Origin of the sequence: Microcoleus sp. S13_C3 (assembly GCF_036700905.1) — a bacterium.
GTDB lineage: Bacteria > Cyanobacteriota > Cyanobacteriia > Cyanobacteriales > Microcoleaceae > Microcoleus.
Genome location: NZ_JAUBPT010000201.1, coordinates 1 through 12,474 on the forward strand (window position 1 = coordinate 1; position 12,474 = coordinate 12,474).

Consider the following 12,474-nt stretch of genomic DNA (forward strand, 5'->3'; position numbering starts at 1 on the left):
TTTCTGAATTATCCGGGTTTTTGGCTTTTTCGGTATTCTATTTTATCGTACTTCAACTTGAAGTGCGGAATGTGGGTATTATATTAGTTATTTATGTAATTAATTTTGTTTAACTACTTAAAAGCTCAGTACACAAAAGGTTTCAACAGCTAAAACTCAACAGAAAAACTTGAAAAAACATAATCTTAACTTATGTGATTCAGGAGAGTATGTTAAGAAAATTAGCAAAATTTTAAGGTTAGTTGCAAAACCCAGGCTGTTGTCACCGTCGCAGAGGCAAGAGTGGTAGCTTGGATTACAAGATGTAAGTTTTCAGCTCTTCAGCTACCAACAATAAAAAATATGTACGACAAACGTCCCGATCGAGATTTGGCGACTGCTGCTGTTACTGCGGCTTTGGGAGCTGGGGTCGTTACCTCTTTTGCGGTTAGCAGAGGCCAAAACCCGCTGGTAGCCTTGGGAATTACGGTTTTTGCAGCGGGAGTAGCTGTAATTTGCGATCGGTTCGGCTTAATTTAAGCGATCGTCGATTTTTTAATACAAAGTCCACTTATCAAAAAATCCCCGCCCTATTTGCAACTAGCAAAAGTGGGGATTTTTAGTGGCTAGTTTTTTGGTTAATCAGCGGTACTTTCCCAGACGCACTCGCCACATGAAGAAGCCGCGTTTCTTAACAAAAAACCTGCGATTTCAGGCTCTTTACCCGACAACAAATTAAGGTGAGGACAACCTGCGCCCAAGTCTTGTGGTAATTTCTGCGGCCGCCAGATAAAATATTAGCCACCACTACCCCAGAACTTATTGTCTTTTGGCCTTAAAGGCTAAGACTATGCCTGCAAACTTTTTTGTTGAGTCTCGCGTCTCTAGAAGCAGCGATGCTATCTTGGTTGTTACCTGTAATTATTTTTGACTGTAAATTTTTTATAAAAACGGGTGCTTCGCGCTTTCCCAGTAGAACTTAGCGTTGATAGAATCCAAGCCAAGCGTGCTAAAAATGATTTTTGGCAGTTTGCTCACACAACCCACCCACAATTTCACACTAAAAAATTATGGAATCTCTTGCTTACCTCGAACTTGCTCTTGTTTGCGAAGCACCCCCAGAGTCGAAAATTTTTGATGAGCCCAAGTGGCAAAATCTATCGAGTCAGACTTACGTCCGTTTGCTGTCTCTGGCTTTGATGCTGTCGGTTTTGAGTGCAGCCGGTTCGGCTTTTGCTCAAATAGATCCGGGATATCCAAATTTGCGCTCTGTTCAAGACAGGTTGCGGGAACTCGGTTATTTTCCCAGATCATCGACAGGTCAACTCGGCCCGGTAACAAAACAAGCGCTGACTAACTTTCAGCGAGACTATCAACTGTCGCTGACTGGTAGGCCCGATCGAGCTACTGTGATCGCACTCAACAGTTTTGCCGGGGAGGACGATCGACCTTTTAATACTATTTATACAAATTATCGGGATCTGCGTTTTGGAGACGCGGGTGCAGATGTTTCCGCACTCCAGCGCAGGTTGCAGCAGCTAGGCTACTTCAACGCGCGTCCAACAGGGAGTTTTCGCGAAGTTACTCAAAATGCGGTTAGATACTTCCAGCGAATAAATCGACTGCGGGTAACTGGAATTGCCGATAGGCAAACTTTAGCTTTGCTGTTTGGTTCCACCCGACCGGTTCCCCCCGTTATCCCTCCGGGGAATATTTCGGGAAATGGCGGTTGCAAGGGGCTGCGGTTCGGGGACAGAGGGGCGACGGTAGACTTGATCCAGCGGCAATTAAAAGCTTTGGGCTATTTTGAAGGTGGCGTTGACGGCAAGTTCCGCGAACGCACTCTCTACGCTGTGACTCGTTTTCAGCAAGATTACAATCTGGTTTCTGACGGCTGCGCTGACACTGCTACTTTGACTGCTATCGATGCCCAGATGAGGCAAGCTCAAATTACCTCATGGACTGAGGAAGATGACCAACAGAGTAATGCCGGAGATTTTCTGGAGTTGGGCGACAGAGGCCGACAAGTAGAATTTGTGCAGCGGCGGCTGCAAGAATTGGGTTATTACAGGAGCCAGATTCACGGTTGGTTCGATCGACCAACTCAAGCAGCTTTGATCCGCTTTCAGAGAGATAGCGGGCTGTTCGGGACGGGAAGGGTCGATCGCAGCACTCGATCGGCTTTGCGGCAAGGCAACAGGCAGGCCACAGTGCCTGTGCCGCAGCAAATCGCCGCTGGTCTGCGACGGGGCGATACGGGGCCTGCTGTCCGACAACTTCAGTCTGCGCTCAGAAGTCTGGGCAAAAACCCCGGCCCGGTGAACGGAGTATTTGGAGCCGAGACCGAGTTTGCGGTGTTGTCGTTTCAGGAGGAACGCAATTTGTCACCGGCGACGGGTATTGCCACTCCGGCGACTTTGGCTGCGCTTCAAAACGGATTAGCTGGGCGGCTAGCTGTTCCTGCTGTTCCAATTAGCAGCAGTTTCAACTCTCGATCGAGCATTCAACAATTACAAAAGCGGCTGCAAGACCTCGGCTTTTACACAGGCTCGCTCAGCGGAGTTTTCGATGCTTCGACGAAAGACGCCCTCGATCGAGCTCAGCGCAGTTACGGGGTCAGCAGCGACGATTTGTTGAGCCAAACTTTTTAGCCCCAGGCTTGCGGACGCTACATCAAAGAAATCGGGTTTCTGCTTTCCGACTCATTCCTGAAATGATGTATTTTTCTTAAGAAACCCGATTTCTGCATAACTGCGATCGGACTTGGGCTACCGATTTTTGTTAAAACTTGTAACAAGCCGTACTTGAAATGCGAAAATAGTATAAGGTCACTCGATTGAATCCGGGGCGGTGCTGCCGTTCTGGGCGATCGACCTGGGACAAGACCAATTGCTAGAAACCAAAGACGGCCATCCCATCCGCAAAGCTTCGTGGCACACCGTATGAATGGTTAGCTGGCAGTCTAGCAGGTGCAACCCAGACTTTTCAGCTTGCTTCATGCCAATTTTCAAAATCGAATCGTTGTTAAATTCGATCGTTCTGTTGCACTGAACGCAGACTAGGTGGTGGTGGTGATGCGGGTAAGGCTGGTTTATCTCATAGTGTTTGTGACCTTCTGCTAGTTCGAGTTCGCGGAGGAGGCTCATCCTTGCCATTAACTTTAAAGTTCGGTAAATGGTGGACAAGCTAATGTTTTCGCCGCGATTTTTTAACAAAGTGTACAAATCCTCCGCACTCAGGTGATTGCCTTTGGGGAGGTTCTGAAACACGTGCAAGATGGTTTCCCGTTGGGGAGTCATCCGCCAGCCTTTGTCATTGAGTTCGGATTTGAATGAGGACGCGGTATAAAGTGCCATAGTGACCCTCTCAAGAAAGTCTGCCTATTGACAATAATACACAACGAGCGAGATATTTTGCAAATATCGCAGCTTATTGAAAAAAGGTTGAGGAAAAAATTTGGTTTTTGATATATTTTGACTTGTAACCAGCTTTATGACTGATATCAAATCCGGTAGCATCGGAATTATTCCTCTCTGTATTCTCTCCCTCTGCGTTCTCTGCGCCCTCTGCGGTTAAATCATTCCGATACAACCGGAAACGATATGAAAGCATCCAGGATACAAGCCCCCGGATTCATCTCGCGCAAGTCAATACTTCAATCTAAAATCTAAAATCTAAAATCTAAAATCTAAAATCTAAAATCGATTGACTTGCTGCAGAGGACAGAGAAGTGGTTGAGAAGTAAATATTGTTACTTCTGCCGAATGCCTCATGCCTTCTGCACAAGTGCCAAATGCCTTGATCCCTGATTAATCGCGCTGACTGACCTGCTCAATTTAAGTTAGAGACTCCAGATAGTCGCGGACGCGGTTGCGACGCTTGGGTTGGCGGAGTTTTTGCAAAGCTTTGGCTTCAATTTGGCGGACGCGCTCGCGGGACAAGTCGAGGGCACGACCGATTTCTGCCAGCGAATAGGGGTGTCCGTCACCCAAACCAAAGCGCATCAGAATTACATCTCGCTCGCGGCTGGTCAAATCTGCCAGCAGTTGCTGCAAGTCGCGGTGCAAAGCTTCTCGCATCAGCATTTCTTCTGGGGAGATGCTGTCAGTTTCGAGCAAGTCGCCCAACTCTGTATCTTTTTCGTTGCCCACTTTGGTTTCCAAAGAAACAGAACGGGGGACTCGCAGCAAAACTTCTCGGACTTGCGATGCCGTCATGTCCAACTCGACAGCGATGTCTTCGATCGTAGCTGTCCGACCTTTTTCTTGAGAAATTTTGCGCTGGGCTTTTTTGATTTTGTTAAGTTTTTCGGTGATGTGGACGGGGAGGCGAATGGTGCGGCTTTGAGTGGCGATAGCCCGCGTAATTCCCTGCCGAATCCACCAGTAGGCATAGGTGCTAAACCGATAGCCCCGCGTCGGGTCAAACTTTTCTACAGCTCGCTCCAGTCCGAGAGTACCTTCTTGTATTAAGTCGAGCAATTCTAAACCGCGATTTTGATATTTTTTCGCCACCGAAACCACCAGGCGCAGGTTCGCCTTAATCATGTGGTCTTTAGCTTCGATGCCTTCCGCTTGAATTCTTTCGATCGCCTCCACCGTCATTTCTGCTAACTCGGCCCACTGGCGCTTGCCTTCGGCCATAATTCGCTTGAGTTCTGGCACGTCACCGACGCCGGCGGTTAATGCCCAGCGTTCCAAGGAAGGTTTGTGTCCCAACTGTGCGGACAAGCGATCGCGCACTTCAATTAAATGCACGAAGCGCCCAATTAGCCCTTCTTCCTGGGATGCGACGGTGTTGCGTAATTCCAGCAATTTGATATAGCGCTGAACTTTTTGAGCTTCCGAGACTTCTTCGTCTCTACCCAAGAGACGAACCCGACCTATTTCTTGGAGGTACAGGCGCACTAAATCTGTAGTGCGACGGTTTGCATTTTTTTGCAATTTGGCTGCTGGGTCTGCATCTTCTGTCTCTGCTGGGTCTTGGTCGAGCAGTTCGTCTCCAGCTTCTTCAGCATCTTCATCCAACACATCACCTTGCAAGGGATTGACTTGCAGTTGTTCGTCGAATTCAGCTTCAGCGTAAAAAGAGGTGGCTGGCATAGTGATTTTCTCAGTGGCTCCGGTGAAAAGATGCTACGCTTAGCGGTTATTTATAATTAAGATGCCCATTTGGTTAAGACGAAGCATCACCGCTTTGTGTTTCTTTAGTAACTTTTCTGACTTTTCTGCTGTTGTTCGATCGAACTTTTGCTGCCCCACTTGTTTTACCAAGATTCTGGAAAACGCTAAGAACTTTCTGATGTAACAGGTTGAAGGCCCGAAAAGTGTGCTTTACTTCTTTGTTTATGTAGCTAGTATAGATAGTTACTGGCTAGAAACAAGTGACGTTAGTCAGAAGTTAAGTTAATCTTCATCACCGATAACCTGGTTCCCGATCACTTCGGAAAATTCGCCATTTTTTTAATAAAACTTTATATAACTCGGCGCTGTTGATTAAATACGCTGCCGTGAGCGCGGAAGTTTAATCCATTATAGAATATGGGTCTCAGAGTTGCTAGAGCCCCCTGTACCGAGTTATTGGCTGACGCAAAAACCGGGTTTCTCGATGTCTTTTGCGTAAGTCATGAGTTTGAGGGGGTGATCGACCGATAATTGTTTTGCTATTGGCGGCTGCTTCGGGCTTAACATCAGGCCCAGCACACCAGCATCAGGAACGGGGTCTTTTGCACCATGCCTGCATATAAAGCGCAAGTTTTTCCTCGCTGTTACCCGGTTGATCGGGTTTTAGTGAGAATGGTGCGATCCTCTTCGAGGGCTTCGCTAACGCGCGCGAGTCATTGGTAACAAGTTAAGCTAAGAAAGCATTGTCAATCAGCAATTATGCTCAACATTTACTCGGATTTTGGGCATAAAACTGAGATATGGGCGATCGAGGAATCATGCCTCCCATGATATTTATACTTACTCCCTCTCAAATCGTAAATTTTCCACTCCTAAAAAAGCCGTTTTTTTGAGTAATATTACTGATTGACAAATGCAATTAAGTCTTAACTTGTCACCAATGGGCGCGAGTCAACTCAAATTAAAATTGCTAGCGTGGGTAAAGTTTCATCAGTTCCCTCACCTGTTCGGCGTGATAGGAACTGCGAGTTAAGGGAGAAGCGACAACTTGCAAGAATCCCAAAGATTCGCCAAACTTTCTCCAAGCATCAAACTGTTCTGGAGGCACAAAGTTTTCTACGTTCAAGTGCTTTTGAGTCGGTTGCAGGTACTGTCCAACTGTTAAAATATCGCAGCAGACAGCCCGTAAGTCCTGCATGGCCTCCCGAATTTCGGCGTCTGTTTCTCCGAGTCCCACCATGATGCCGGATTTTGTGTAAACCCCAGGTGCGAGTTCGCGACTTCGCTGCAATAGTTCCAAGGTGCGATCGTACTTTCCTTGCGGCCGCACCTTGCGGTAAAGTCGCTTTACGGTTTCGGTATTGTGGTTGAGTACCTCTGGCCCGGCTGCGAGAATAATTTCTAAAGCCTGCCAGTTGCCGCACAAGTCGGGAATCAAAACTTCTATAGTTGTATCGGGCATCGCCGATCGCACTGCTTGAATGCACTCGACAAACTGAGACGCGCCCCCATCCGGCAAATCGTCCCGGTTGACAGAGGTAATCACGACGTGGTTGAGTTTGAGCCGCTGCACTGCTTGGGCCAATCTTTGGGGTTCTGTGGGATCTAATGGTTGGGGCTTTTTCTCAAAATCGATGTCGCAGTAAGGACAGGCGCGGGTACAAGCCGGGCCCATAATCAAAAATGTCGCAGTACCTGCGTTGAAGCATTCGCCGATGTTCGGACACGACGCCTCCTCGCAAACCGTATTCAGGGATAAATCCCGCAAAATTTCTTTGACGTTGCCGACGCGCTCCCACTGGGGGGCTTTAACTCGCAACCACTGGGGCTTAACTGTCACGTCTGTCTCCGCCTGAGTAGTGTTTTACAAATAATTATATACGAGGTTGCTAAATTTTTACTTGAATGTGATAAGCTTAAAATCTAGTGACTAATTTCGGGATGTAGCGCAGCTTGGTAGCGCACCTCGTTCGGGACGAGGGGGTCGCAGGTTCAAATCCTGTCATCCCGATTGCTTTTAACTCTTCACGGGTAACGGGTTTCAGATTTATTACCCTCTAGGATATTCCACTTTCCGCTCATCCTTCGCTCAGTCCGACTCTTCTAAGTAGCTGAGTATCTCCAAAACTGCTTCAAATCCTGTCATCCCGATTATAAAATTAGATTCGATATGCCCCAGCAAGTGAGTTTGTTTTGGGCGATCGTCCGGGTGTGTATATTTCTGGTACGCATAAATTAGTCGATCGGGCGATTCCCTACGGGATAGCTGCGCTTCACGGGGGTGTTAATTCCCCTTTGCTAAAAAATCAACTGTAGCGACTGTTTTGGCAGAGGGAATTAGAGAATAAGGCGTAAAGAATCACAGCGGCAGTAGAGAGTAGCGAACAAGTCTTTGCCTTCTCCCTGTGTGATGATTTGGGACTGTGTTTAATCACAGATACTTGGTCAATGCTGAGAACTTTGACCAAGGCTTGAAACCCGATGTAAGTATAAATACTGCCCGAATAATTCTTAAATACAAGTTCATTAAGATTTACATCTTGAGATAGATGAATTAATAGCTGAATGAGCTTATAATAGAAGCTAATTATTAGCGGGTCTAAAATTAACCCGAAAACCGGAGGATATTCCAATGCAAATAAGTGGCAAAGCCTTCGGCTCCTGCTCTCGCTGCGAAACAGTACCCGAAAAAATAGAGGGCAGGGGAGGTCTATACCTGTGGTTTCCAGTATCGCACACCCTGACCAAGGTTATTTCGGCACTGACTAAGGCTAAACTTGAATTCAAGCTTTTAGAAGAGAGCAAGTGTTTGTACATTATGCTTGAGGGAATAGCCAAAGAAAAGTTTAACGCCCTAGCATCATCGCTGCTGACAACTCAAGAGTTGAAAGAGACAAAAGTTTTGTGGATGCCCGAAGTTGAACAGCCACAACTTAGCGATTTTTATCGCAGCACTTCCTTAGACAGTTTTATTAATTTGAGTAACTCTGATTGGCTGTTAGATTTATTGTCCGAAGAACGCATTACTACACATTTTCAGCCCATTGTTTATACCTCAGATACTTCTAAAATTTTTGCCCACGAAGCGCTGCTCCGAGGAATTGACGAGCAAGGAAACTTAATTTATCCGGGTAGGATTTTTGCCCAAGCAGAATCAGCAGGTCTAATTTTTCAACTAGATGTTTTAGCCCGGACTCGCGCTATCCGCGAAGCCCATGTTTACAATATCAAAGAACTACTTTTTATTAATTTTTCTCCGACTTCAGTTTACGATCCCGCTACGTGCCTGCGAAGAACAGTACAGGCTATTGATGAAGCGGGAATTCCTCACAGCAATATTGTTTTTGAAGTAGCGGAATCTCAGCACCCTCCTGATATCGATCACTTGATTAATATTCTGAGGTTTTACCGAGAAGCGGGATTTTTAATTGCCCTGGACGATTTTGGCAGCGGTTCTTCTAATTTAAATTTGATGCACCAATTGCGTCCAGATTTTATTAAGTTGGATATGGAATTGATTCGCAACGTCCATCAAGATTATTATAAGGCACTAATTACTGAAAAGATGTTAGAAATTGCCGCTCAATTAGAAATTAAAACTATTGCTGAAGGTGTGGAAACTTTGGAGGAGTTTGAGTGGGTGCGGGAACGGGGAGCAACTTTTGTTCAAGGTTATTTGATTGCTAAGCCGACTTCTCCGCCGATCGCAGTTACGAGCTATATTGGTGCTAAAGCACTACCTATTTCTGCTTAGGTGGTTTCCAGTTGCGATTTGGCGCTATATTTGCTCGTTTTGCTCGTCCCCAGGCTCTGCCTGGGAACGCATATCGGGAGGCTCTGCCTCCATTAAAATGAGACAACAATTTGGAGGCAGAGCCTCCGAATCTTCATTACCAGGCAGAGCCTGGTAACGAGAATTACTAGCACTTTAAACGCTCAAATTGCGCCGCAGAAACATTTCTAAGGATTCCATTCTCATGCCGTAGATTGATTCCAAGTTTTGCACTTCTTCGGGAGTGCAGAAATACTCGTTACCCAGCAATACCCGCAAAGTTCCTAAGTCATTTTGAGCTTGAGGATTCAATAAACCCAAGGCATTTCTCAAACCGTCAAACACCATCAGTGGCGGGTTGATTACTATCGGTTCGCGCTTGAATAATCGTCCAAAAATGCGGGGAATGTCATCTCTTGTCAGCACATCCGGGCCACCGACTCGCAGAATTTGGTTGCGGGCTCCCTCGACTGTTGCCGAGTCTGCTGCAATATGAGCTAAGTCGTCGGTACTGACAACAGAGGTGCGGTTTTTGCCGTCGCCAATCAGCAGGTAAAGTCCGGTTTCTCGAAATCTTTCTGCTAGGGGTAACAAGCTGGAAGCAAAACCGGCAGGCCGTAAGATTGTATAATTCAATCCGCTGTTTTGCAGGTATTTTTCAACTTCTCGCTTGGCTTTGAATACTGCGGAATCTTCGTATCCTCGATCGACTCCCAGTACCGAAATAAAGACAAAGTGCTGCACTCCCGCTTCTTTGGCGCAGTCGATTAATTCTATGTTAGCGCGGTAGTGTACTGCTTGAACGTCGCCGCCGGTGCCGTGGGTGCTGATGATGTATTGCACTCCTTGGCAGGCTTTTTTAATATCTTTGTCTTGTTTTAAGTCGCCGATAAAAATCTCGGCGCCTCGGTTTTCTAGTTCAGAGTAGCGAGATGCGAGGCGAACGAATGCGCGGACAGGCTTTTCTTGCTGTCTGATTTCTCGTACAATTCGGCGGCCTAGTGCGCCTGTTGCTCCGGTTACTAAGAACATGATTTTTTGTGGTTGGTTGTTACTTACATATTGCACTTTTCTCAAGAACAGGCAAGATGCCTGTTCCACAAAGAGTTAATTTTATTGTGGGGTGGGCATCCTGCCCGCCCATCGAAGGCTTATTGAGAATGGTGCAATATCTCAGTTGCTATTAACCTTATAACTCATAAATCAAATTTCGACAATTACGGGGGCGTGGTCGCTGGGTTTGATTAATTTTCTGGGAGCAATGTCTATTGTACAGTTTTTTGCTTGTTCGTACAGGGGAGGGCTGAGATAATGGTGGTCGATTCTCCAGCCGTTGTTGCGGGGAAATGCGGCGGCGCGGTAGTCCCACCAGCTATAATGGCCGCCTTCTGATGTGAATTTGCGAAAGGGGTCGTTTAATCCTAATTCTATGATTTCTGTTAGTGCGAGGCGCTCGGCTACTGATAGGCCGACGGAGTTAGCATTGGCTTTGGGATTGTGGATATCTCGATCGTCCGGGACGATGTTGAAGTCGCCGCAAATACACAATTTGGGGGATTTATCTAGTGCTATTTTGAGGTATTCTTGCAGCAGTTTGAGCCACTTTAGTTTGTACTCATATTTCTCGCTGCCGACTTCGGAACCGTTGGGAACGTATACGCAAATAATGCAAATATCGTCTATAATCCCCGCTATTAGGCGTTTTTGTTCGTCAAAGATACCTGCGGTTTCGTCGCCGAGAAGGGGGGCAAATCCGGTGCTGATTTGCGTTAGGGGCGATCGGCTGAGAATGGCGACGCCGTTGTAGGATTTTTGACCAGAAATGTAGCAGTTGTAGCCGAGGTTGATGAAGGGTTCTAGGGGAAAGTCTTTATCTGGAACTTTTGTTTCTTGGAGGCAGAGAACGTCTGGGGAGTTTGTTTGCAACCAGCTAGTAACGTGTTCTAGGCGGGTGCGGATTGAGTTGACGTTCCAGGTGGCGATTTTCATTAATATAGTTATGTGGGGGGAACCCAAATTCGGATGACTCGGCGGTTGAAACCGCTACTACACATACAAAGTCCGCCTGCGCGGACTAATAATAAAAGCGATCGCACCTATTTTAAGCTATTTTTTGCCGGGTCAACTCACTTGATTTGATAAATGTAAGCATCTTCGACCCACGTCTGATTAACCCGATTATTTGTCAGTCTTGTGCCCGATAAGTTTAAATTCCATTTTTGCTGTTCCTGACGTAAGCCCTCAATTAAGTCATGTTTTGGGCTTACTGCTACGAGGGCTGTCCAATCGATTTTCAATTCTGGTTTAACTTGGCGAAAGACTGACAGAATTTCCCCATAAGTTTTCAGCGAACCTTCGCGATCGTACAGAGGTGAGGTGAGCATCAGCCGCCATGTTTCTGGTTCTGGTGCGTAGTTCCAGAGAGCAGAATCAACTGATAGATTTGCTGCATTTAGAGCGTCTATTAGTCTTTGACCTTCTGCTATTTCGTGACTTAATAATGTTGCTGTAGCCATTGTAAAACTCCGTGAGTGGGGTCAGTAATTGCTAAGTAAATGCAGATTCAAGACTTACGCATCAATATCAAAGAAACCGGGTTTTTTACCAAATTCTAGGCAGGTATGCAGTATTTTCGTAAAAAACCCGGTTTCTGCCTCCACGACTAAAATTGATAAGTTTATCAGTTTTTGTTTCGGGTTTTGTTGATTATATACTCTCTGATTACTGGCCCGATCGTAAAGTGCGATCGCCCGTTGTGTTTTACTGTTTCAACTAATGACCGTCGTCCTAAAGATTGCATGACTTTCAAGAGTTCGGGCGGTGATAATTGCAGGTTTTCTGGTATTTTTGAGATGTCTGCTGGTTCGGGGGTATTGGCTAGCCATGCGATCGCCTGTTGTTCGGATGCGGTTAGGCGATCGAAATGCTGGTGCAGCAGAGATTCTAAGTCACCTAAGAATAGGGTATCATAGGAGAGGAATTCGGAAACGCTACCGCCGAATAAGTCTTGAATCAATGTGGCAACTATATTTAACCATAAGGGATTGCCTCGGTAAAGGTCGATTAGTTCTGACCATTTCTCCGGTTCTGCTAATCCTTTTTCTCTGAATATTTCTTGTGCTTCGGGGCCTAAACCGTTGAGTTGCAGAGATTTGCAGGGGCGGTTTTCGCCTTCTAAGGCGGCGATTTCTCTGGGTTTTTCCCAACTCAGGAGGATGAGGCAACTGTTGTGGGATGATTCTGCTATTTGTTTGAAGAATGCGCCGTAATTTTCATATCCTGGTTGATAATTTCCTGCGAGTTGTCCGCTGCTGAAAATGGTTTGGATATCATCGAGGATGATGAGACAGCGGTGCGATCGTAAATATTCTAGTAGGGGCAATCCCCCCGTGGTTGCCCTTTCTTTCTGAGGCAATCCCCCCGTGGTTGCCCTTTCTTTCTGAGGCAATCCCCCCGTGGTTGCCCTTTCTTCGGGATAGGCGGCAGGCACGGAGGGGGCAGGCACGGAGGGGGCGGGCACGGAGGGGGCTTTCAGGGGTAGGTTTTTAATGATGACACCGGATTGGATAGTATAGAAACAGTGAGTTTTACACAGCTCCG

The 12,474-nt window shown here is 46.5% G+C and carries 8 protein-coding genes, 1 tRNA gene and 2 pseudogenes; 4 read left to right on the forward strand and 7 right to left on the reverse strand.

Features of this window, described 5'->3' with window-relative positions:
* Positions 1–342: 342 nt before the first annotated feature.
* Entirely contained in the window at positions 343–519 is a 177-nt protein-coding gene (locus QUA16_RS32765; RefSeq protein WP_333108502.1) for a hypothetical protein, read from the forward strand.
* Positions 520–1,049: 530 nt separating this feature from the next.
* Positions 1,050–2,630 carry a peptidoglycan-binding protein gene (locus QUA16_RS32770; RefSeq protein WP_333108503.1) on the forward strand — a complete coding sequence of 527 codons (1,581 nt, stop codon included), beginning with the start codon at positions 1,050–1,052 and terminating at the stop codon, positions 2,628–2,630.
* 177 nt (positions 2,631–2,807) lie between these two features.
* Here the strand turns inward: QUA16_RS32770 and QUA16_RS32775 are convergent, their stop codons facing one another.
* The 3 genes and pseudogenes from QUA16_RS32775 to lipA form a co-directional block, all read right to left on the reverse strand.
* Positions 2,808–3,335: a transcriptional repressor gene (locus QUA16_RS32775; RefSeq protein WP_332943884.1), complete on the reverse strand. Its 528-nt coding sequence runs from the start codon at positions 3,333–3,335 to the stop codon at positions 2,808–2,810.
* Between the two features lie 480 nt (positions 3,336–3,815).
* The gene (gene sigC, locus QUA16_RS32780) at positions 3,816–5,081 is read right to left on the reverse strand and encodes an RNA polymerase sigma factor SigC (RefSeq protein WP_333108504.1); all 1,266 of its coding nucleotides are present in this window, start codon (positions 5,079–5,081) and stop codon (positions 3,816–3,818) included.
* A 991-nt stretch (positions 5,082–6,072) separates the two neighbouring features.
* Positions 6,073–6,948: pseudogene (gene lipA, locus QUA16_RS32785) on the reverse strand (lipoyl synthase); the annotation flags it as partial.
* 91 nt (positions 6,949–7,039) lie between these two features.
* On the opposite strand from lipA, the gene QUA16_RS32790 reads away from it, so the two are divergent.
* Together QUA16_RS32790 and QUA16_RS32795 are read left to right on the forward strand one after the other, a co-directional pair.
* Positions 7,040–7,113: transfer RNA gene (locus QUA16_RS32790), tRNA-Pro, on the forward strand.
* A gap of 621 nt (positions 7,114–7,734) precedes the next feature.
* Positions 7,735–8,856 carry an EAL domain-containing protein gene (locus tag QUA16_RS32795; RefSeq protein ID WP_333108505.1) on the forward strand — a complete coding sequence of 374 codons (1,122 nt, stop codon included), beginning with the start codon at positions 7,735–7,737 and terminating at the stop codon, positions 8,854–8,856.
* A gap of 174 nt (positions 8,857–9,030) precedes the next feature.
* Here QUA16_RS32795 and QUA16_RS32800 read toward each other — a convergent pair whose 3' ends face one another.
* From QUA16_RS32800 to QUA16_RS32815, 4 genes and pseudogenes are all read right to left on the reverse strand, one after another.
* The gene (locus tag QUA16_RS32800; protein WP_333108506.1) at positions 9,031–9,906 is read right to left on the reverse strand and encodes an SDR family oxidoreductase; all 876 of its coding nucleotides are present in this window, start codon (positions 9,904–9,906) and stop codon (positions 9,031–9,033) included.
* A 171-nt stretch (positions 9,907–10,077) separates the two neighbouring features.
* Positions 10,078–10,863 (reverse strand): exodeoxyribonuclease III, encoded by a 786-nt coding sequence (xth, locus tag QUA16_RS32805; protein ID WP_333108507.1) that lies wholly within the window; start codon positions 10,861–10,863, stop codon positions 10,078–10,080.
* A 137-nt stretch (positions 10,864–11,000) separates the two neighbouring features.
* On the reverse strand, positions 11,001–11,390 hold the full coding sequence (locus tag QUA16_RS32810; protein WP_333108509.1) for a hypothetical protein: 390 nt from the start codon (positions 11,388–11,390) through the stop codon (positions 11,001–11,003).
* 164 nt (positions 11,391–11,554) lie between these two features.
* Positions 11,555–12,474, reverse strand: a pseudogene (locus tag QUA16_RS32815) (hypothetical protein); the annotation flags it as partial.

Coding starts and splice junctions, on each gene's coding strand:
- QUA16_RS32765 (WP_333108502.1), top strand. CDS start 343: ATGTACGACAAACGTCCCGATCGAGATTTGGCGACTGCTGCTGTTACT.
- QUA16_RS32770 (WP_333108503.1), top strand. CDS start 1,050: ATGGAATCTCTTGCTTACCTCGAACTTGCTCTTGTTTGCGAAGCACCC.
- QUA16_RS32775 (WP_332943884.1), bottom strand. CDS start 3,335: ATGGCACTTTATACCGCGTCCTCATTCAAATCCGAACTCAATGACAAA.
- sigC (WP_333108504.1), bottom strand. CDS start 5,081: ATGCCAGCCACCTCTTTTTACGCTGAAGCTGAATTCGACGAACAACTG.
- QUA16_RS32795 (WP_333108505.1), top strand. CDS start 7,735: ATGCAAATAAGTGGCAAAGCCTTCGGCTCCTGCTCTCGCTGCGAAACA.
- QUA16_RS32800 (WP_333108506.1), bottom strand. CDS start 9,906: ATGTTCTTAGTAACCGGAGCAACAGGCGCACTAGGCCGCCGAATTGTA.
- xth (WP_333108507.1), bottom strand. CDS start 10,863: ATGAAAATCGCCACCTGGAACGTCAACTCAATCCGCACCCGCCTAGAA.
- QUA16_RS32810 (WP_333108509.1), bottom strand. CDS start 11,390: ATGGCTACAGCAACATTATTAAGTCACGAAATAGCAGAAGGTCAAAGA.